Genomic DNA, 21099 nt, shown 5'->3' on the forward strand with positions numbered 1-21099 from the left:
CTAGATTTCAGGATTGGATTGTTTTTTAAAGTATTCTTTATTGTGTAAATTTTAGTGTGAAATAGCGTATGAAATGCCTGTTAGTGATTTCTCTGAGTTTGCTGGTTACTGTGTCTTCCGTGTGGGCAAACGAGAAGGTGACGCTGCAATTAAAGTGGGAGCATGCCTTTCAGTTTGCTGGCTACTATGCTGCCAAGGAAATGGGTTTTTACGAGCAGGCGGGCCTGAACGTAGAAATTAAAGCAGCCCAGCCCGGGGTTGATGCCATGATGGAGGTTGTATCTGGCCGGGCTGATTTTGCTACGGGTACCAGCAGCCTTTTACTGGCACGCAAGCTGGGGAAACCCGTTGTTGTTCTCGCCGTTATTTTACAGCACTCCCCCTATGTACTGATTGCTCTTGAGAAATCTTCTTTACAAAGTATTCACCATTTAAACGATAAGCGGATCATGGTTGAGCCGCTCTCGGAAGAATTACTCGCCTATTTAAAACGGGAAGGCATCGAGCTGGACCGGTTAAAGCTGGTGGCGCATAACTTTAAAACAGACGCGCTGAAGGGGGGCGATGTCGATGCGATTTCTGCATATCTGACCAATGAGCCATTTATTCTTGATCAGGCTGGTGTTAAGTATCAAACCTATACCCCGCGCTCTGCGGGTATTGATTTTTATGGTGATAATCTGTTTACCAGCGAGCGTGAAATAAGCCAGCATCCGGAGCGGGTAAAAGCATTTCGTGCCGCCAGCCTGCGTGGTTGGGAATATGCAATGGCTAATCCTGATGAAATCATCCAAATGATTTTAAGGAAATACGCTAAGTCCAAAAGCCGGGCCCAGCTTGAGTTTGAGGCCGCACAAATGGCGTCACTGATGCGTACTGATCTTGTTGCTGTGGGTTATATGAACCCCGGCCGGTGGCGGCATATTGCTGACACCTATGCCGAGATTGGTATGCTGCCCAATGGCTTCTCTTTGGATGGTTTTTTGTATGAAGCAAACCCGAAGGCTGATGTTTCCTGGATTTACAGCCTGCTGGGTATCGCGTTAGGTTTGCTGGCCCTGGTAGGAGCCATTGCCCTTTATATTCATTATCTGAATGGCCGCCTGGCAAAAGCGCTGGCTGAAGGATCGCTGACCGAACAGCGTTTGAAAGTATTTTCAACTGCGATTGAGCAAAGTCCGACCCCGGTCCTCATTACCGGCCCGGATCGGGTGATTCAGTATGTAAACCCCAGGTTTTCTGAAGAAACGGGTTATTTACCGGATGAAGTGCTTGGTAGAACACCCCGTTTTTTGCGCGCGGAAGAGGTTGATGACGCAGCATATACAGAAATGTGGAGTGCACTGATTAGCGGCCAGCGCTGGATTGGCGAGCTGGTAACCAGGCGTAAGTCCGGAGAGCCGTATTGGCAAGAGGCTCATGTGGGGCCGGTAAAGGATGGCAGTGGGGCGATCACTCATTTTGTGGCGGTGTTGCTGGATATTAATGAGCGTAAGCAAATTCATCAGCGGCTCGCACATTCCGCTCATTACGATATGCTGACCCAGCTGCCCAATCGTATTCTTTTATTCGAAAGAATCAGCCAGGCATTGAGCAGGGCAAAGCGTAATCAGACTAAGCTTGCCATCTTGTTTATTGATCTGGATAAATTCAAACCTATTAACGATCTTCATGGCCATGCCATTGGCGATTTATTGCTGGAAGAATCAGCCAAACGGATGTCGGGCTGTCTGCGGGATTCGGATACCGTGGGCCGAATTGGTGGTGATGAATTTATGGTGCTCCTACCGGAAATCAATCATGTAAACGATGCCTGTGCTGTGGCCGAGAAAATACGTGAGTCGTTGAAACAAACATTTTTTCTTGCCGACAAGCATCTCACTATTTCATCCTGTATCGGTATTGCTTTATTTCCGGATCACGGTACAGACGTGGCAGAGCTGGCAAAAAGCGCTGATGCTGCGATGTATCAGGCCAAGGCTTCGGGAGGCAATAAAGTGAGTGTGTTTGCACTGCAAAATTGAGCAAAGTTTGCCTTAAAAAGCGGGCTTGAATATCCCGTGTTAACAAACTCTGGCTGGTTATTATGTCTATGCTGGAATAAAAAGCTATTTGTTTTGGGCTGGAAGTACTTATTCTGATGAAGTTAGTATTTTATGGGCTGCTATATAGTTCATTGTATTTGATTCATTATTTTTATCGAACTAAATGCTGATTGTATCGATAAAATAATACAGTTTATAATAAAATGCTATTCAGTTAATATTAATCTTGGTTTGTTGGTGATAAATTATAAAAATAATCTATTATGGGTGGTTTGCCAAGTGATGAATAAAACTTGTTTGTTGCTGTCGCATTCTTATTTTTGGGTTAAATTGATATTGCATAAAATGGCATTTGTGCACTCTGCGTGTGTTTTTTTTGTATTGGTTTTAATTTGTTATTTTTTATAAAAATGAGATTTTTCTTATTGTATTGACAGCTAATTTAACCGATTATTGTTCTGCTGGTGACTAGTTTGTGCGACTTTGATTCGTTATAAATTTGTTTAAATAAGGAATTGTTTTTATGCTAAATTTAAAACCGATATTATCATTGATCACTATGATAACGGCTTGTTATTCCCTGCCTGTGCTGGGCGCAACTTCTTTGGAGGGCGCTACTGTGATTAATCAGCAGCAATTGAAACAGGATTTGGGCAATGTGGGCGCTGCGCGTTTTACTCATTCTGATTATAAAAAGGGCCCGCTTCGGCATATTGTTTTGTTTCGTTACAAGCCTTCCGTAAGCGCAGAGCAGCGTCAGGAAGTGTCAAAACGCTTTTTGGCATTAAGTAAATCACTCAGAAATAATAAACCTTATATTGTTTCTATTGAAGAAGGTTTGCAAAACAGTGGCGAGGGCGCTGATCATGGCTTTGAGCAGGCATTTCTGGTTACGTTTAATTCGGAAGGGGACCGCAATTTTTATGTAGGGGAGCCTATTGTGACTGATACCCAGTATTTTGATTTGGCACATCAGGATTTTAAAGTGTTTGTCGGGCCATTGCTTGCCCCTCAAGGTGCTTTAGTTTTTGATTATGTGATAAACGGTAAAACCAAGTAAAAGATATAGATCTTATATTATTTACTAATTGGCAATGTATTCCTTTATCCAGTATTTATATGTTTTTTATTTTCTACATGATATTTTTTTGATGAGAAATGGCTATATTTTTAAAGCACGTAAAAATTCATCTGGATCAAAGCCATTTTTCATCTGATATCCCCGCACAATCAGAAAGGGTGTGCCCATTGCACCATAGGCACTGAATTCTTGCTGGCAGCGCTGCTCAATACTCATATTGCATTCGGTAAAGATAAAGTTATTTTTATTTAACCAGTATTTGGCCTTGGTGCAGTAAATGCATTCTGTAGTGGAATACATTGTGATTTCACCTGGCCTTACTAATGAGGCTAGCTGGTTTATATTCTCGTATTCGATATCAGTTTGATTGTTTGAATAATGCTTCCAGGCAAATTGCAGCGCACCAACAATGATTAAAAGTGTAATTAAACGAGCCATTTGGCTGTGTCCTGTACTTAAAGTTGTGCGTGTATTAAATTCGATCGAATTCCCGGATGTACAAATATTTCAGGTGGTGGCTTGAAGTATTTGTATGTTACGGCCTTGGGTGTAATTTATGCAAACAGTATATTTGCATAAAAGAGATTTTATATTTGTTGTTATGCTCTTAATTGATTACGGCGGGTAGTTTTGTATGGTTTTTTTGGTTTGGGGCATTATCTTCCGATGCGTAATTTTTCCCTGCTTTTCAAGGGTGTCTGCAGCATTTGATTAAGCTATTTGATGGCTACCCCAGATATAGAAATAAAATCCATTTTTAAGTACGCATAGTACTTTGCGTTTGCACTGAAAATATCTTTTGATTGATGCATGCTATCCCAAAAAAACAATATGAGCTCATCAAGGCCGCTTACTTTGCGCACCACACTCATTATTTAAGCAGGAAGTCATCGTGAAGAAGCTGTGCCGTTTGCCTTGGGGACATGACTATTATCCCCAAAAAATGATCAATCTTGCCGCTTGTCATATGAGTTGGTATCGCATTCTGACATCAGTAAGTATCTCAATATGCTCATTCTGGTTGATAAAGCCAAGCTTGGCTTGCTAAAACATTTAAAAAGGTTACTGAAGCCTTAAAGTCTCTGCAAAAGGCATCGGGGTGCTTTTTAACGGCTGAGACGTTAAAGCATCAGCAAAAAAATAGACCGGAATTGTTTACCAAACGAGTACATGACCACGTAGAACTGGGTGCAGGGATTTGCTAGAGGTCTTGTAAAAGGGCTTTATGTTTAACCGTCACAATTTGATAAACCCCACCAAAGATTGTGCGTTTTTGCCAGTCGTACGGATCGGAGTGGCTGGCGTAATGGCTGATTTCATTTTGCCAGAGCGCATCGGCAAAGGGCTCTAATTTGGCATTGACCCATTTTAGGATCCAGCGAATTGGCTGCCAGAGTGATGGCCGGTGGTAATCAACAAATAATACTTTACCATCCGCGGGCATATTGTTCAGCATGTGGTCAACAATCATGCGTTTTTTATTATCAGGCACTTCATGCAATAGAAAGAAACTGCAAATCAGATCAAATGATTTATCGCTCTGATAAGTAGCCGCATCTGCGCGGGTGACTTTGGCCCAGGGGTAGATGGCAAGTTTGCGCTGGCCATGCTCGATTTGTGCAGGGGTGATATCGGTGAGATGAAAGCAGCCGCCCGGTCCCACTTTTTGTGCCACTTTACGCACTAAATCACCATAAACATGGGCCACTTGCCAGACTTTCATGCCGGGCTGGATTTCATCCAAATAGGCGCGCATCAGGCGCTGATCGTTACCAAACAACAGTACTTTAACAACCAGATTGTGGTCTAGCTGGTCAACGCGCCCCGGATTGACATAAGCCCAGTCGTAGACTTCGGTCATATAGTCAGGAACGCCTTCGTAATAAGGGTTCTCAGGCAGTTTGGGATGATTTTTTGTCATAGTGGCGCTTCCTGAATAATGGCTTTCAGCTTAAATCCATTGAATGACAGCTGTTTTGAGCTGGGCCAAGATTTACGTACAACATATTCACTAATCGAATAAGCCCGTAATTGCAGACATATGTTTAGGCATAAAAAAACGGTACTCTAAGCACCGTTTTGGGTTAAACAATTAAAACCACTTAATGATGGCGACCACCAGAGCGTTTAATCGGTGCAAATAGTGCGGCAACCGGGGTATTTTCATTGCTGAGCGGTTGTTGATCACCACGCGGTTTGCCCGCCGGGCGTGGTGAGCTGCTACGAGTATCATTACGTGTGCGATCCGAATAGCTGCGATCTTGCGAAGCCCGGCCCTGCGGTGTGCGTGAATCGCTACGGCCTTCCGGTCGTGCGCGGCCTTCGCCAGCTGGGCGGGGTGTTGCCGTGCGGGCTTCACCGCGCGGGTTGTTATTAAAACGGCCTTCACCGGCAGGGCGAGGGTTGCGTGTTTCGTCGCGCGTATTATAACGGCCTTCGTCTGGGTTAAAGCGGGCAGCCGGGCGGGGCGCTCGCTCTTCATTGCTGCGTGGTGTGCGCTCTTCCTGATTTCGTGCCGGGCGTGGTGCATCACCAGTTACACGGTCTGTACGATTATGCCCGCGTGGCGGACGGCCGCTATTGGGGTTGCGTGGATCATGCCTGCGCTGCGCACCATTGCGGCCATTTAAAATCGGTTCGGCCTTGATGCTTGGATCAACAGCAAAGCCTTCTACGCTTTCACGGGTGATATCACGTTTGATCAGCCGCTCGATATCGTTCAGCAGCTTGTGTTCATCCACGCAAACCAGTGAAATTGCTTCGCCTTCCGATCCCGCACGGCCTGTGCGGCCAATGCGGTGCACATAATCTTCGGCCACATTTGGCAGCTCGAAGTTCACTACATGGGGCAATTCCTCGATATCAATGCCGCGGGCAGCGATATCAGTGGCGCACAGCACTTGCAGTGTGCCGGATTTAAACTCGGCCAGCGCACGGGTGCGTGCGGCCTGGCTTTTATTGCCGTGAATGGCCAGCGAGTTTATGCCGTCTTTAGTCAGCTGCTCGGCCAGGCGGTTTGCGCCATGCTTGGTGCGGGTAAACACCAGCACCTGGAACCAGTTTTTGTCTTTGATGAGTTTGGTGAGCAGCTCACGTTTACGCTCACGATCAACAAAGTAAACCTTTTGCGTAATCATTTCGGCCGTTGCATTGCGGCGGGCTACTTCGATCAGCGCAGGGTTATCCAAAAGGCCGTCGGCCAGTGTTTTGATTTCGTCAGAAAAAGTAGCGGAGAACAGTAAGTTCTGACGCTTAGCCGGCAGCAGGGCCAGCACTTTTTTGATATCGCGAATAAAGCCCATATCCAGCATGCGATCGGCTTCGTCCAGAATCAGCACTTCAACGCCGCTTAAATCAACGGTTTTTTGTGAGATATGGTCAAGCAAACGGCCCGGAGTGGCGACCAGAATATCAACCTGGCCACGCAGCATTTTGATTTGCGGATTAATGCTGACGCCACCAAACATCATCATGGATTTCAGCGGCAGGTATTTACCATAGTCGCGCACGCTTTCTTCAACCTGAGCAGCCAATTCACGCGTAGGGGTCAGAATCAGTGCACGAATTTTTTTGCTGGCTGCAGGTTTGCTGTTCAGGATGTGTAGCAAAGGTAAAGTAAAGCCTGCGGTTTTACCTGTACCGGTTTGTGCTCCGGCAAGCAGATCACCACCGGATAGCACGGCAGGGATGGCCTGCAGCTGAATAGGGGTTGGTGTGGTGTAGCCAAGTTCAGTAACGGCGCGGACGATATCGTCCGCAAGCCCTAGGGCGGAAAAACTCATTCAAACTCCAGAGACGAGTATCGGCCTGTCGCCAAGAGTGGCGCCAGTCAAAGGCAGATGGGGTAGGTATTTAGAAACCTTAGCCAGATATGGCATCAAGATAGATCATTCAGCCGCATACAGCCAAGACTGGCTGCGATTTATATTCAACGGATTGAGCTTGGGCGCTTGATGGCGTACTTGGATGGTGTAGCGCGGAGACTGGGTAACGCACTCACCGGCGGCATTATACCCGTGTACTTGCCGTGTTGTGTGAAGCAATCGTTAATTAGTGCGCAATACCGTTGCCAGTTGGCAGGGAAGGGGTATTTTTTTGTCTTTGTGAAGCCTTCGTGCTCCTGCAGGTGCACCCGCGTCTGGCATTGCACGCGGGTTTTGCTGTCCTGGATGAAGCACTTGGCCGATATGTATTGGCGCTTTGATGTCCCGTTCAGGCTCATTACTCGCCCATAAATCGCATCTTAAAGCTGCGGCCTTTGATATTACCCTGGCTTAGGCTGTTAAAGGCCTTGCTGGCAACGCGCCTGTCGATGGCAACATAGGTTAAAAATTCAAATACATTGATTTTGCCAACCTGCTCTTTGGTCAGGCCCGCATCGCCGGTGAGCGCGCCAAGTAAATCACCCGGGCGTAGTTTGTCTTTTTTGCCGCCCATAATGCAGAGCGTTACCATCGGCGGGCGCAGAGGGCCGCCTTCGGCAGGTTCTAGTTTTTCCAGATCAAACCAGCGTACCGGCCCGCCCTGATATTCCTCAATTAGTGTGACCCATTTCTTTTCGTTCGGTGCGGCCAGACTTAGCGCCAGGCCCTTGTCGTGCCCACGGCCAGTGCGCCCAACGCGGTGGATATGCACTTCGGTGTCTTTGGATACATCAACGTTAATAACTGCACCCAGACTTTGAATATCCAGACCACGCGCGGCTACATCGGTGGCGACCAGAATTGAGCAGCTTTGGTTGGAAAACTGCACCAGGATTTCGTCGCGCTCGCGTTGCTCTAGCTCGCCGTAGAGCGCCAGGGCGCTAAAACCTTGATCTCGCAGCTCTGCGGCAAGTTCGCGGCAGTGGATCTTGGTATTGCAGAAGGCCAGTGTCTGAACGGGCTTGTAGTGATTGAGTAACTGCGCCACGGCGGCGTTACGTTCCTCGTGGGCAACGGAGTAGAAACGTTGTTCGATTTGGCTGTCAGCATGTTGCGCCTCTACTTTTACTTCGGCAGGCAGCTTCAGAAACTTTGCGCTGTCTTTACGAATATTGTCGGGATAGGTGGCCGAAAACAGCAGGGTTTGGCGGCGCGTCGGGCAGGCGCTCACAATGCCTGCGATCTCGTCGTAAAAGCCCATATCAACCATACGGTCGGCTTCGTCCAGTACCAAGGTTTGTACGGTGGATAAATCAATCGAAGCGCGGCCAAGGTGATCGCGCAAACGGCCCGGCGTGCCCACAATAATATGCGCACCGTGCACCAGAGAAGCGATTTGCGGCCCCATTGGTGTGCCGCCGCACAGGGTTAAAATTTTGATATTTTCAGTAAAGCGGGCCAGACGGCGTAATTCTTTAGCTACTTGATCGGCCAGCTCGCGCGTAGGGCAAATCACCAGGCCCTGAATCGCAAAATAGCTGGGATTAAGCTTATGCAGCATGCCAATCCCGAAGGCTGCGGTCTTGCCGCTGCCGGTTTTTGCCTGGGCAATGAGATCGCGCCGCGCCAGAATCAGCGGCAGACTTTGTGCCTGAATTTCCGTCATTTCGAGGTAACCCAGGCTATCCAGGTTTTGCAGCATGGCCGGCGAGAGGGGGAGATTGGCAAAAGATGTAGTGTTCACAATGACTTAACTCGCTGGCCGAAAGGGGCAGTAGTCTAACAGGGGAAGCGCTTTAGAGCCAGCTATCACTACAGAAGGGGGCCGCCTGGAAAGCTATCAGGGGAATTTTTCAGGCTGATGACGGTTGCTGCATATTAGGTGAGTATTGGATGTTACCCCGTATTTATTTATGCTTATTTCAAGTCTTGTTCTTCTCCGTGAAACTTCGTGTTCTTCTGTGGCCCCGTGGTTCAATATTTAGGTTTCCGCTGCGTAACCTCAGCTAGTAATATAGCTGCCGTGGGCGATCCCCGCATTTTGAAGACACAAGGAATCCAATGAATCACAAAGTACGCCGCCCCACTTTGCAGGATGTGGCGGATAAAGTAGGCGCGTCCAAAATGACGGTGAGCCGCTATTTGCGCGAGCCGCAGCAGGTAGCAGAGGCAACGGCAAAGAAAATTGCTGTCGCGATGGAAGAGCTGGGTTATATCCATAACCGCGTGCCGGATATGCTGGCCAATGCCAAAAGCCGTGCGATTGGCGTGTTATTGCCTTCGATGTCGAATCAGGTTTTCTCCAGTGTGGTGCGTGGTATCGAATCGGTAAGCGGCCCGGCAGGCTTGCATGCACTCTATGGGCACTATGGCTACAGCATGGAGCGGGAAGAGCAACAGATTGAGCAATTGTTGTCGTTTCACGTAGACGGGCTGATTTTGTCTGAAACTCAACATACCGATCGCACCTTACGCATGCTGGAAACCGCCGCCATCCCTGTACTGGAAGTGATGGAGTTGCCGGAGCATCCGATTGATCTGGCGGTAGGCTTGAATCATGCGGTCGCGGCCAAAGAAATGGTCGGCCTGATGATTGGCAAGGGGCGGCGGCGGATTGCCTATTTAGCTGCGCGTTTGGATCATCGTACCCGTCAGCGTGAAGCGGGATACTTGGCTGCACTGGCCGGGGCAGGGCTGACACCGGTACTGATTCATACCGATCAGCCTTCCAGCTTTACTTTGGGCGGCCAGCTATTACGCGATGCTCTGCAGGCTGCGCCAGATCTGGACGGTATATTTTGCACCAATGATGACATTGCTGCTGGTGCATTGCTTGCCTGTCAGGCATTAGGGCTTTGTGTGCCAGAGCAAATCAGCGTGGCTGGCTTTAACGCTCTTGATATTGGCCACGCCCTTGCCCCGCAGCTTGCCAGTGTGATCACCCCGCGTGAGGCGATTGGCCGTGTTGCCGCCGAGCGTTTGATTGGCAGAATGGAAGGAAAGATCTATCCGGATAAGGTTCTGGATATGTCTTACGAGATTTTTCTGGGGCAGAGTTTGTGAAGGCTTAGAGCATATCTGCGTTGATTGTAAGACCCACCCGAAGCATAAATCGTTGCAGGGTGCTCCCGCCGCGAACATTGCAAGGCGCCCTCGAAGCGAAGCGAAGCGCAGTGCGCCATTCCCCCGAAAATAGTCAATCATTAAGCCCTCATCGCAAGGTGCACTGCGCTTTGCTTAACGATGCGGTACATCGTCTGCTGCGCTTCGCTGATCTTCGTACTCTCTGAGGCCTTCGCGGTTCCGGACTTGGGTTTTCCTTGTGTAACATCCGCCTCTTTTTTGATCTGCAACAAATTTATTGCTTGGCAGTTTTTTTATTGCGAGAGATACTGTGACTACAAAATGTTACCAGTAACATTTAAGATAAAAAACCAGATGAAAACAAATCAGGAGTCGATTCAATGAGTCAGGTCGATCAAGCTATACCACACCAAGTCTTTGTTGTAATGGGTGTTTCAGGAAGTGGCAAATCTGCAGTGGGCAGCGCAGTGTCCCGCGTGCTGGACTGTGGTTTTCTGGATGGTGATTTTCTGCATCCGCGTGCCAATATCGACAAAATGGCTTCTGGCCAGCCTTTAAATGATGATGACAGAGCGCCCTGGTTAGGCGCATTAAGCACCGCTGCTTATGCCATGCAACGCACTCAGAAGGTTTCGGTAATTGTGTGTTCCTCCCTAAAAAAAGCCTACCGCGATATTTTGCGTAATGGAAATCCTAATCTCTCCTTTATTTATCTGGGTGGCACATTCGAGCTGATCGAGTCTCGTTTAAAGGCGCGGCAAGGGCATTTTCAAAAGCCAAAAATGCTGGTTTCTCAATTTGCCACACTTGAAGTGCCGGGCAGTGATGAGCCAGATGTTGTGCATATTGATATCGACCAAAGCCTGGAAGAAGTCGTTGCTGCTGCTGTGCAACATATCCGCACCAAAACCGCTCAGGAGTAAGCAGACATGGATACATTAACCTTACTGGTCACCGCCATTGGCTCGGTGCTGATGCTATTGTTTTTGGTGATGAAAGCGCGTTTGCATGCCTTTGTGGCGCTGATGCTGGTGTCGATTGCGGCCGGTATCGGCTCGGGCATGCCGCTGGATAAAATTGCCGACACCATGCAAAAAGGCATGGGCGGCACCTTGGGATTTTTAGCCATCGTGGTGGCGCTGGGCGCAATGTTCGGCAAAATCTTGCACGAAACTGGTGCGCTGGATCAGATTGCCGTTAAGTTGCTGGCCCTGTTTGGCCAAAGCCGCGCCAACTATGCGTTGGGGATCGCCGGGCTGATTTGTACGCTGCCTTTGTTTTTTGATGTGGCGGTGGTGCTGTTGATTGGTGTGGTGTTTGCCGTGGCGCGCCGTACTGGTGGCAATGTGGTTAAGCTGGCGATTCCTCTGTTTGCCGGCGTGGCCGCAGCGGCTGCTTTTCTTTTGCCAGGGCCCACTGCCATGCTATTGGCTTCGCAAATGAAGGCTGATTTTGGCTGGATGATCGTGCTGGGTCTGGCCGCTGCCATTCCCGGCATGTTGCTGGCAGGCCCTGTTTTCGGTAATTTTATCAGTAAATATGTGCACTTAGAATTACCAGCAGATGTGAGCGAGCCTAGTCTGGGCAAGGGCCAGATGCCTTCGTTTGGATTTAGTCTGGCATTGGTGCTGTTTCCGCTGGTTTTGGTGGGAATGAAAACCATCGTGGCGCGTTTTGTAGATCCGACAGGCATGGCCTATCAATGGCTGCAGCTGATTGGTCATCCTTTTATTGCTATTTTAGCGGCTTGTTTGGTGGCGATTTATGGCCTGGCACTGCGCCGTGGGATGAGCAAAGACAAGGTGATGGAAGTCTGTAGCGCGGCCTTGCAACCTGCCGGGATTATCCTGCTGGTCACCGGTGCCGGTGGCGTGTTTAAACAAGTACTGGTGGATTCGGGCGTTGGCCCGGCTCTGGGTAATGCCCTGATCGGAGCGGGTTTACCGATTGCTGTGGCGTGCTTTGTACTGGCTGCGATGGTGCGGGTCATTCAAGGCTCGGCGACCGTAGCGTGTTTAACCACCGTGGGTCTGGTGCTGCCGGTGATCGAGCTGGCAAGTTATTCGGGCGCGCAGCTGGCGGCATTGTCGATTTGTATTGCCGGTGGTTCTATCGTATTGAGCCATGTGAATGACTCTGGTTTTTGGTTGTTTGGTAAATTCACCGGCGCAACAGAGCTGCAAACCTTGAAAACATGGTCGGTAATGGAAACCATTTTGGGTACAACCGGTGCGTTGGTCGGGATGCTGGCGTTCACTCTGCTGTAATGAATAGGCACTAAAAAAGCCCTGCCTGAATTAATGGCAGGGCTTGCTCGCAAGTTCGGAAAGTGTTGTTTATCCCGGAGGCGGTAAGCTGGCTCCGGGATTTTGAGTGTTGGGCTATGTTGGGTGGGGTGGCGGAGAAGCCATTAATGACTTACCCCAGCTGCTACCCGGGAAGTAAAACCTGGTTTAAGCCATAACGCTTTACCCTTGCGTGTTCGAAGAGACTATGGCGGTTTATAGGCCGCCGTTTTCCATCATGGTGCGTATTACCCGATTAAATGGCTCGATCCAGTCCGGATCAAATTGCTGATCGGACGCATTGACCTCGGCAATAGCCCGCAGCACGGATTTATTCTGACCACGATGGCTGTGTTTGAGCATTACGGCCTCAAAAGCATCCACTAGCGCCAGAATTTTTGCACCCGGCACAATATCATTACCGCTGAGTTTATTGGGGTAGCCCGTGCCTTCGATATTTTCTTGGTGCTGCAAACACATGGTTGATGCATCCTGCCAGCCATCCATTCTGGCTAAAAGGCCAGCAGCCCAGGCGGGGTGATCAACCAGCTGTGCCCGCTCATTGTCCGTCATTCTTTCTACTTTTAACCAGAGCGATTCGGGTAAAAACATCATGCCGATATCGTGCATATAAACGGCGGCTTCTAGCTGGGTGCTTGAAACTACACCACCAGCCGCTTTATTTGTGGCTAAGGCCAATTGCAGATTACGTGCAGTGCGGCCACGAAATAGTGGTGAGCGCATTTCCAATTGCAGTGCCATATTGCGGAAAAAACGCAAATCCTGGCTGCGCTCTTCATTTGAGCGCTCCATTTCGGCCCGGGTGCGGTCTGGTAAAACGACGGCAGCATGTTTGAAGCCGGTTACTGCTTCGATCAGCCGGGCGCAAGCAGGGTCCAGCTCTTCAGCTTGCAAGGTGGAAAGCCCATCCAGGCCACGTGCTAAGGTAGGCAGATGCAAGCTGCTGGTGGATGCATTATTGCTGAGTGATTCAACTGCTTGCTCAAGTCTGTCCAAGGTTAGCAGTAATACTTCGGATAATACTTCGGTCAGTAGCAGCTCACCTGCGCGCATTCTGCCCAGCAGGGTTTCTATCCCATGAACTAGGGGTACTACAAATTCAACGCGGCATAGCCCGGCATCGCCTTTAATATTATGAAAAGCGCGAAATAAATCAGAGATAAGCATCATTCTGCCCGGATCACGTTTTAGCTCGGCAATGATTTGCTCGATCTTTGGCGCATGATCTGCAAGGCTCTCCCGAAAATCCTGGAAGGTATTGATGTCGTAAATTTTGGGGGTAAGTATGCTGTCGTAATTCATGGGTGCACCTGCAGGTGGATTTGCCTAAGCATAAGTCTTGTGTGCTATAGAAGATATTTAATTTTTAGATTAAATACGCGGAGTGGCAGTTTTGATCTGGTCCTGTTGGGTAATATTCGCCGCCTGTAACGTAATTTGTGCAATGACGCAATTATTCTTTGAAATTAAAATGGTGGCTGCTGAAACTTAATGTGTACATTGAATTGAATTCGATGTTGTTTCATCTCTCTCCTCTGTATGTATTTACGCCACCGGCCCGGTGGCGTTTTTTTTGCCTGTAGCGGGTACAATGGCAGATTGCTCTTATGAAAAGTATTACGACCATGACTGAATCTATCCGTTTATCCAAACGCATGACCGAGCTGGGCATGTGCTCGCGCCGTGAGGCCGATGAATTTATTGAACAGGGCTGGGTAAAGGTTGATGGTGTAGTCGTCAATACCCTTGGCAGCCGTGTTGTGCCCGAGCAAAAAATCACTTTAGAGCGCCAGGCCACTGTATTTCAGGCTGAGCGTGTCACTATTTTGATGAATAAGCCGGTGGGTTATGTGTCCGGCCCTGCAGAGCCGGGCGAGCGTCCGGCCTGGACCTTGATCAAAGCGGAGACGCGCTTTATGGGCGATCGGACCGGTATCAATTTCCTTAAAAAGCATATGCATAACCTTGCTCCGGCAGGCCGCCTGGATGTGGATTCATCGGGTTTGCTGGTGCTGACTCAGGATGGCCGTATCGCAAAAAAGCTGATGTCGGATGTGGATGTAGAGCGCGAATATTCGGTACAGGTTGAGGGCATGCTGAGCACCGAAGGCTTAAAACAGCTTAATAATGGTTTGAGCCTTGATGATGAGCGCTTAAAGCCGGCTAAAGTCAGCTGGCAAAGCGAGGATTCGCTACGTTTTGTTCTGCGTGAAAATCGCCCCCGCCAGATTCGCCGCATGTGCGAATTGGTTGGTCTTAGAGTGGTCGCTATCCGCCGCCTGCGTATTGGCCGCATATCGTTGTCTGATTTGCCCGTTGGTCAGTGGCGCTATTTGCGTATGGATGAGCGGTTTTAATTTTTGTTCTTCATTAAAAAACGGCCAGCGCCTGCTTAACAGGTGAGCGTCGCCAGCACTTCGGTCTTTAGTCAAAGCCGGGTTGGGCGATCGTTTTTGGGATTTGATTAAAAATAGTTTACTGCAGGATGAGGTGGCACTTGCCAAACACGCCTGTGTGCATAGACAATTCGGGCTCAATTTCAATCTCATTTAAGAAGTGTATGCAAGACTCCAATCCGAACAGCTCCGACACCAATATTTTAGGCAAAATTATCTTTGGCAGCCGTTGGTTGCAATTGCCGATTTATCTTGGTCTGATTATCGTGCAAGGGGTTTACGCGTACAAATTTCTGGCTGCGCTCCTTAATATGATGACCAATCTAACGACGCTGACCGAAACGCAGATTATGCTTTCTGTATTGGGGCTGATCGATGTGGTGATGATTGCCAATTTACTTTTGATGGTGACCGTGGGCGGCTATGAGACATTTGTGTCCCGTTTGCGGATTCATACTCATCCTGATCAGCCGGAATGGCTGGATCATGTAAATGCTACGGTACTGAAAGTAAAACTATCGATGGCAATTATCAGCATTTCATCGATTCATCTTTTGCAAACCTTTATCAACGCCGACAAAATGAATGAAACAACCATGAAATGGCAGGTGATTATCCATTTGTCTTTCCTTATTTCAGCTGCGGCGCTGGCTTATACCGATAAACTATTGCATTCAGTAGCACCGCAGCAACATCATTGATTATTATTGATAGATTGTTTTGATTAAGCGGTTGATTCTTGAATTAAAAAAACCTCCTTTTAAACCAAGGAGGTTTTTTTATGAGCATTGGCATAAAATGCTCTGAAAACAGCGGCTTGCACCCGCCCTATAAATTCAAAAACGTCTGTAATCGCAGGAGCGGCTTTAGCCGCGAAGTTTTGATTCACAGTGCTTTCGCGGCTAAAGCCGTTCCTACAAAAATATCTAAAACATCATGCTTTTTCTCTAGGTTGATAGGATTGGGCTTGCGCCAATCTAAAGCTGCTTCGATGTTTGCAAATGGCTAGAGAATATCTCTTTCTCTTTAATCAGTGTTTTGTTTATATTTCTTCCCGCCGCAAATACATCGCCAGCAACAATTCACCCGCCATTGTTGTAAAGCCTTCATCGCTTAGCAGGTTTTGCCCGCGCCAGGCCATTTCGTACCATGGCTCTGATTCTTCTCCGCTAAAGCCGCGCTGGCTGTTGCCGTGCCAGCTTTCTCTTGCGGCTTTTTCTGCCGTATCTACCGAGCCATTATCACCACTGAGTGCTTCGGCGTATTTGGCGCTGCTGCGGGTGGCAAACGGCAGGCGGCAGGATAAGCCTTGCCAGTAATATTTCAGCCATTTTTCCAGCTCTGGGCCTGCGTTTTCAATTGCGCCAAAGCGCCAATGGCCTTGCTGGCTGACGATGCGGGTTTCAAGCAGTACGCCCTCAGGCGCAGCGTGGCAGAGGGCGAGGTGTTTTAGCCAGCAGGCGATCAGCTCGATGGGCGAGCTGTGGTCTGTCCAGACGGCGACTTGCCCGTTGGGGCGTAGCTGGTGCAGCGCGCCATTGAGCTGCATATCGCCGAAATTAAACAGAAAGGTATGCGGTGCCAGCGGCGCATTGCTGAGCAGTGGCTCGGCGGCCTTATAGAGTTTACGCAGCGTGGCGGATTGCTTGGCGGCGCTCATATCGCCAAAACCACCGTGCGGCAGCAGGCCGGCAGCGCGGCCGGTGGCGATGGCGTCCTTGCTCCAGCCTTGCTCCAGAGATTGCCAGATCACTTGGTTTAGCTCGCTTTTAGCAGAAAAAGACAGGCTGAATGGCTCATTGCTTTCAAATTCCACCGCCTCATCAGCCAGCCGGATGCCGATACGATTTCTGAGTAAATAGCGAGTAGGGTTGCGCCAGAAAGCCAGCAAATCATTGAAAGCGACGTTTTTAAATTCTGCATCAGGCTGCGGCAGGCTTTCTGCTAATACCGAGAGCGGCAAGCTCTGAGGCTGGCCTATGGCGGTGGCGGCGGCAAACCAGAGCGGGGAATAGGCGGGTAGTCGCTCTTCCTTAAAATAGCGTGGACTAAAGGGTTGCAGCGGGTGTTCGGTAATCAGATGCTTAAGCAGCCGCTCGCGCTCGATACGCCGCCATTTCAGCGCCTCGTTGCCAAGGGCCGGTTGCGGCGGGGCGTCGTCCAGCACAAAGCTGCGGCCCACGGCGTCGAGTAAATCAGACACCACCACCGATGGCGGAATCACGCCATTATCCTGAATACCACGGCCTACATAGCTCAGATACAGCACATCACTGGCCGAAAGCAGGGTTTCCAGGAATAAATAGCGATCATCAGCACGGCGGGATCGATCGCCATATTGCGGATTGTGTGCCATTAAATCAAAACCAGGCGGGCGGGACTCACGCGGGAAAGCGCTGTCATTAAAGCCCAGGAGGGCAATCACTCTGAAGGGCAGGCAGCGCATCGGCACCATGGCGCAAAAAGTCACCGCGCCGGTTAAAAATCCACCACTTGGAATCTTGCCGGACAGCGCGCCATTGAGCCAGCTGCGTGGCACAGATAAATCTACTGGCGCCTCGTAGTTTGCGGCGCGGCTTTGCTCGGCAAATTCAATAATCTGCTCGCGCAGCTCAGCCAGAATTAGCGCTTCATCGTCATCCGGTGCAAACAGCGCATCCAGCATGGCGATTAATTTGCCATGCCATACTTCGGGCGTGTGCTCTCCCGATAGCGATGCAGCTTGCTCAAACAATGTTTCGGCAAAAGCCGCAAGGCCAGCAGCCAGCTGCGCCTGATTACCGGCCACGCCGCTGCCGGGCAATGTGCCAGCAAAGAGTGGTGCTGCAGCGCCCGCCACGCCAGCGGGCAGGGCAATGCTCAGCAGCAATCTATCCAGCCCAAAGCGCCAGGTGTGCTCAAAGGTATTGGGTAAACCCAGCTCGGCCTTATGCTCGCCATCTCTGCCCCAGTGAATACCTAATTCGCTGATCCAGCGGTGGATGGTGGGCAGCTCGGACGCGGGGATTTCAAAGCGACGGGCAATGGCGGGAATATCCAGCAGCGCCATCATCCAGTCGCTGGCAAAGCGGCATTGCGGCAGGGTAAGCAGCTCCAGTAAGGCTTGTGCCAAGGGCGCTGCGTCTTTCAGGCTGCGGTCAGCAATGGCAAAGGGCACATTGGGCGCACTCATCTCGCTTGCGCCAGCGCTTAAATGGCGGCCAAACACGGCTTCAATATAGGGAATGTAATGTTCGATATCGGGCATCAACACCACAATATCGGCGGGGGTGAGCGTGGCATTGGCCTCGAACAGCGCCAAGAGCTGATCGTGCAGCACTTCAATTTCGCGCATGGCCGAATGGCAGATATGCACTTGCAAGGATTTATCGTCTGCCGCCACGCGCTGTGCGGTTTCCGGGCTGCGGGCTACCAGCTCCAGCACATCGCTTTTCAGCGTTTGCAACATCGTGTCGTGATTGCCAGGAAAAGGCGTGAAATATTCAAGTATTTCTGGCTCGGCAATCAGCTGATTAAAAAACTCCCGCCCCTGCTTGCCCCACACCGCCAACAGCAGATTGCCGACTTCCAGATACAAGTCTTCAGGATCAAAACCATCAGCAAGCCGGGCGATTTCCGCCGCATCCCGAATCTCGCCCCAAGGCTCGCCGCAAGGGTTCAGCGCATGGATAAACACCTCGCAGCGTTTCGATAACGCGCGCAAAATCTCCATATACACCGGCGGCAGGCTGGATATGCCAAAGAGCGAAACACGGCTGGGCAAATCCAGCGGGCGCGGGTCGAGCAGCCGCTTGTGAGTTGCCGCAAGCAGTGCGCCGCGATGCCCGCCATCGATACGAATATCCAGCTCATCTTTAGATAAGTAGCGCCACAGCGCCGCCTGCCAGGCTTCATCATCCCCCAGCCCTAAGCTCTGGTTCTTTTCCCATGCCAGCAGCCAGTCGGGGCGGTAAACCAGATACTGATCGAACACATCGGCAATGCGCGTGGCGAGTTCAAAGCGCCTAAAATCCCCGCCTTCGCGCAGATAATTAAGCAGCACCGGCGCATTGGGCTGCGAATCCAGCCAGGCCAGCACCCGCCAGCCCATAATCTCCCGCGAAAACGGCGATTTCTTCGGTAAATTGCCGCCCAGCGTGCGCTGCATCAAATCCCAGAAAAAAGACGCCAGCAGCGGATACCCCATCTGCGCCGTCATGCCTTGTTTTTCCGCCAAACGAAAATTCAACCACCGCCCCATCCCCTTGGATTGCACCACAATTTTTTCCTGCTCGAAAGGGGAAGCCAAAGGGGAGGTCTCTAACTGATGCGCCAGCGCCGCCAGCAGAACATCGATACGGTTGGATTGGAATAGATGCAGCACGGGAAAGTCTTATTCAATGGGCTTAGGGGGAGAGGGTAGCGGAAAGTGGGGGGGAATGCAGCAGGTATATCAAAACTATAGATAGTCGTAATTGATTTTATTATTATCTGCGCCACTTTATATGGTTTAATTTTTATGCGTTTTATGTGTAAATATTGTATTCTTTAGTTTGTATGTGGTTTTTTTAAAATTATGGGGAATTTATGAAAATTGAAGCAAATGATAAAGATATTCAAGAGGTGTTTTCTATCGGCTACTTTAGAATTCCTAAGTTTCAAAGACCGTATTCTTGGACTCTTGATGAGGTTTCTGAATTTTGGAATGATATAGTATCAGAGAGAAAAGGAGATTATTTTATTGGATCGATGGTTGTTTACAAACAGGATAAACGGTTTTTTGGTATTGTTGATGGCCAACAACGCCTAACAACCATAACTTTGCTTTTGGCTGCTCTTAGGAACACCTTTGTTGAGATAAAGGAGGAGGCTCTTGCTCATGGAATGCAAAATTTTATAGCTAAAGCTAATATTGATAATGAAAAAAAATATATTGTTAATGCGGAAAGTTCTTATCCTTATTTACAAAGTTATATCCAAGAATTTGATGGTAGTAAATATAATTGTCAAATTGGAGTTGAAGAACAAAACTTAAAAAAAGCGTTTGAGTTTTTGTGTGAAAAAGTAAGGGATTATTCGTGTGTTAGTGGTAGTCAATCAGATCTTTTTTCAAATTCTTGTGATGTTTTAAAAAAAATTAGAGACAATGTATTGTCTCTTAAATTAGTTTTTATTCAATTGGATAACGAGGATGATGCATATTTAATATTCGAAACATTAAATGCTCGCGGTAAAGATCTTACAACACCTGATTTAGTAAAAAACATGTTGTTAAGAAAGGTACCTGCCTCTGGGGATAGTGTGTTTGATTCTGCTAAGTCATGCTGGAAATTAATAAGCGATAGGATTGATGATTTAAACGGCGATGATGATTACTTTACTGAGTTTCTTTTGCACTTCTGGATTTCTAAGTACGGCTATACCACAGATAAAAAACTTTTTTCGGAAATAAAAAAACATTTACTAAATAATAATGCAAATGATTTTTTGTTGGAATTGGATAGATATTCACAATTCTATGTGGATTCAGTTAATCCTAAAGGTAGAGAGTGGAGTAAGGAAGAGTTACCAATAAGAAATTCTTTAGTTGCTCTTGTGTCTACTTTTAGAGTTAAGCAACAAAATAGCATGATTTTATCTTTGTTGGCGGCATATGATCTTAATAAAATTGATAGGTCCGTTTTTTCTTACATTATTGGTAAAATAGAAAAATTTCATTTCTTTTATAACTCAATTACCCAACAACGTTCATCTGGGTCTATTGCAACGATGTACTCAAAACATGCAATTGATCTAGTTTCAGCTAAAACACAATCTGAAGCAAAAGTGGTTATTGATTCGTTAGCAATACATCTTTCAAATCGCATGCCCAATTTAAATGAGGCTCAAGTTGCATTTGAAAAAATTGTTTATACCTCAAAGAAAAAAAGATATAAAAATTTAGTAAGATATTGCCTTTCTAAATATATGGGAAAAGAATATTCTGGATTGTTGATTGATTTTGATGGTTTGACAATCGAACATATAGCGGCTCAGTCTTTAAGTAAAACAGGCATATCTGATGATGTTATAGGATCTATTGGTAATTTAATGCTAATTAGTGAAAATATTAATAAGTGTAAACTTGGGGATAAATGTTTTTTAGATAAGAAAAATATTCTTTTAGATGAAAAATACCCTTTGGATGATATTGTTTTGGCCGCTGATTTTTGGGATGAGTCCTTAATAAAGTCTAGAAAGAATTTAATAGTTAATACACTTTATAATTTACCATTTTAATCTTATTTGACTTGCTTTTATCTAAATTGATCCCATGCCTAAACCCAAACTCCCTCCATTAACTGA

Annotated in this window: 14 protein-coding genes; 8 read left to right on the forward strand and 6 right to left on the reverse strand. The window is 48.2% G+C overall.

What is annotated here, in order from left to right:
- The first annotated feature begins 68 nt into the window (after nucleotides 1-68).
- Together EJO50_RS16745 and EJO50_RS16750 are read left to right on the forward strand one after the other, a co-directional pair.
- On the forward strand, nucleotides 69-2024 hold the full coding sequence (locus EJO50_RS16745; RefSeq protein ID WP_125976083.1) for a GGDEF domain-containing protein: 1956 nt from the start codon (nucleotides 69-71) through the stop codon (nucleotides 2022-2024).
- 544 nt (nucleotides 2025-2568) lie between these two features.
- On the forward strand, nucleotides 2569-3105 hold the full coding sequence (locus EJO50_RS16750) for a Dabb family protein (protein ID WP_125976085.1): 537 nt from the start codon (nucleotides 2569-2571) through the stop codon (nucleotides 3103-3105).
- Between the two features lie 102 nt (nucleotides 3106-3207).
- On the opposite strand, the gene EJO50_RS16755 is transcribed toward EJO50_RS16750, so the two are convergent.
- The 4 genes from EJO50_RS16755 to dbpA all read right to left on the reverse strand — a co-directional run bounded on the left by EJO50_RS16755 (nucleotide 3208) and on the right by dbpA (nucleotide 8733).
- Nucleotides 3208-3564 carry a glutaredoxin family protein gene (locus EJO50_RS16755; RefSeq protein WP_125976087.1) on the reverse strand — a complete coding sequence of 119 codons (357 nt, stop codon included), beginning with the start codon at nucleotides 3562-3564 and terminating at the stop codon, nucleotides 3208-3210.
- A 763-nt stretch (nucleotides 3565-4327) separates the two neighbouring features.
- A complete protein-coding gene (gene rquA / locus EJO50_RS16760) occupies nucleotides 4328-5047 on the reverse strand; it encodes a rhodoquinone biosynthesis methyltransferase RquA (protein ID WP_125976089.1) in 720 nt (239 codons plus the stop codon).
- 181 nt (nucleotides 5048-5228) lie between these two features.
- Nucleotides 5229-6908 carry a DEAD/DEAH box helicase gene (locus EJO50_RS16765; protein WP_125976091.1) on the reverse strand — a complete coding sequence of 560 codons (1680 nt, stop codon included), beginning with the start codon at nucleotides 6906-6908 and terminating at the stop codon, nucleotides 5229-5231.
- A gap of 439 nt (nucleotides 6909-7347) precedes the next feature.
- A complete protein-coding gene (dbpA, locus tag EJO50_RS16770; RefSeq protein WP_125976093.1) occupies nucleotides 7348-8733 on the reverse strand; it encodes an ATP-dependent RNA helicase DbpA in 1386 nt (461 codons plus the stop codon).
- A 317-nt stretch (nucleotides 8734-9050) separates the two neighbouring features.
- Here dbpA and EJO50_RS16775 point away from each other — a divergent pair, with 317 nt between their 5' ends.
- The 3 genes from EJO50_RS16775 (at nucleotide 9051) to gntU (ending at nucleotide 12340) form a co-directional block, all read left to right on the forward strand.
- A complete protein-coding gene (locus EJO50_RS16775) occupies nucleotides 9051-10052 on the forward strand; it encodes a substrate-binding domain-containing protein (protein ID WP_125976095.1) in 1002 nt (333 codons plus the stop codon).
- 401 nt (nucleotides 10053-10453) lie between these two features.
- Nucleotides 10454-10996: a gluconokinase gene (gene gntK / locus EJO50_RS16780; protein ID WP_125976097.1), complete on the forward strand. Its 543-nt coding sequence runs from the start codon at nucleotides 10454-10456 to the stop codon at nucleotides 10994-10996.
- A gap of 6 nt (nucleotides 10997-11002) precedes the next feature.
- Entirely contained in the window at nucleotides 11003-12340 is a 1338-nt protein-coding gene (gntU, locus tag EJO50_RS16785; RefSeq protein ID WP_125976099.1) for a gluconate transporter, read from the forward strand.
- 234 nt (nucleotides 12341-12574) lie between these two features.
- Here the strand turns inward: gntU and EJO50_RS16790 are convergent, their stop codons facing one another.
- A complete protein-coding gene (locus EJO50_RS16790; protein WP_125976100.1) occupies nucleotides 12575-13681 on the reverse strand; it encodes an HD-GYP domain-containing protein in 1107 nt (368 codons plus the stop codon).
- 323 nt (nucleotides 13682-14004) lie between these two features.
- On the opposite strand from EJO50_RS16790, the gene EJO50_RS16795 reads away from it, so the two are divergent.
- Together EJO50_RS16795 and EJO50_RS16800 are read left to right on the forward strand one after the other, a co-directional pair.
- On the forward strand, nucleotides 14005-14736 hold the full coding sequence (locus tag EJO50_RS16795; protein ID WP_125976595.1) for a pseudouridine synthase: 732 nt from the start codon (nucleotides 14005-14007) through the stop codon (nucleotides 14734-14736).
- 203 nt (nucleotides 14737-14939) lie between these two features.
- Nucleotides 14940-15476, forward strand: a complete 537-nt coding sequence (locus EJO50_RS16800; RefSeq protein ID WP_125976103.1) for a TIGR00645 family protein — start codon at nucleotides 14940-14942, stop codon at nucleotides 15474-15476.
- A 341-nt stretch (nucleotides 15477-15817) separates the two neighbouring features.
- Here EJO50_RS16800 and recC read toward each other — a convergent pair whose 3' ends face one another.
- Nucleotides 15818-19138, reverse strand: coding sequence for an exodeoxyribonuclease V subunit gamma (recC, locus tag EJO50_RS16805; protein WP_125976105.1), 3321 nt, complete (start codon nucleotides 19136-19138; stop codon nucleotides 15818-15820).
- A 203-nt stretch (nucleotides 19139-19341) separates the two neighbouring features.
- Here recC and EJO50_RS16810 point away from each other — a divergent pair, with 203 nt between their 5' ends.
- Nucleotides 19342-21033 carry a DUF262 domain-containing protein gene (locus EJO50_RS16810; protein WP_125976107.1) on the forward strand — a complete coding sequence of 564 codons (1692 nt, stop codon included), beginning with the start codon at nucleotides 19342-19344 and terminating at the stop codon, nucleotides 21031-21033.
- Nucleotides 21034-21099: the final 66 nt, after the last annotated feature.

The organism is Iodobacter ciconiae, assembly GCF_003952345.1.
GTDB lineage: Bacteria > Pseudomonadota > Gammaproteobacteria > Burkholderiales > Chitinibacteraceae > Iodobacter > Iodobacter ciconiae.

Excerpts from the sequence above, each read along its gene's own strand:
- EJO50_RS16745 (WP_125976083.1), top strand. The coding sequence starts at position 69 with ATGAAATGCCTGTTAGTGATTTCTCTGAGTTTGCTGGTTACTGTGTCT.
- EJO50_RS16750 (WP_125976085.1), top strand. The coding sequence starts at position 2,569 with ATGCTAAATTTAAAACCGATATTATCATTGATCACTATGATAACGGCT.
- EJO50_RS16755 (WP_125976087.1), bottom strand. The coding sequence starts at position 3,564 with ATGGCTCGTTTAATTACACTTTTAATCATTGTTGGTGCGCTGCAATTT.
- rquA (WP_125976089.1), bottom strand. The coding sequence starts at position 5,047 with ATGACAAAAAATCATCCCAAACTGCCTGAGAACCCTTATTACGAAGGC.
- EJO50_RS16765 (WP_125976091.1), bottom strand. The coding sequence starts at position 6,908 with ATGAGTTTTTCCGCCCTAGGGCTTGCGGACGATATCGTCCGCGCCGTT.
- EJO50_RS16775 (WP_125976095.1), top strand. The coding sequence starts at position 9,051 with ATGAATCACAAAGTACGCCGCCCCACTTTGCAGGATGTGGCGGATAAA.
- gntK (WP_125976097.1), top strand. The coding sequence starts at position 10,454 with ATGAGTCAGGTCGATCAAGCTATACCACACCAAGTCTTTGTTGTAATG.
- gntU (WP_125976099.1), top strand. The coding sequence starts at position 11,003 with ATGGATACATTAACCTTACTGGTCACCGCCATTGGCTCGGTGCTGATG.
- EJO50_RS16790 (WP_125976100.1), bottom strand. The coding sequence starts at position 13,681 with ATGAATTACGACAGCATACTTACCCCCAAAATTTACGACATCAATACC.
- EJO50_RS16795 (WP_125976595.1), top strand. The coding sequence starts at position 14,005 with ATGACTGAATCTATCCGTTTATCCAAACGCATGACCGAGCTGGGCATG.
- EJO50_RS16800 (WP_125976103.1), top strand. The coding sequence starts at position 14,940 with ATGCAAGACTCCAATCCGAACAGCTCCGACACCAATATTTTAGGCAAA.
- EJO50_RS16810 (WP_125976107.1), top strand. The coding sequence starts at position 19,342 with ATGAAAATTGAAGCAAATGATAAAGATATTCAAGAGGTGTTTTCTATC.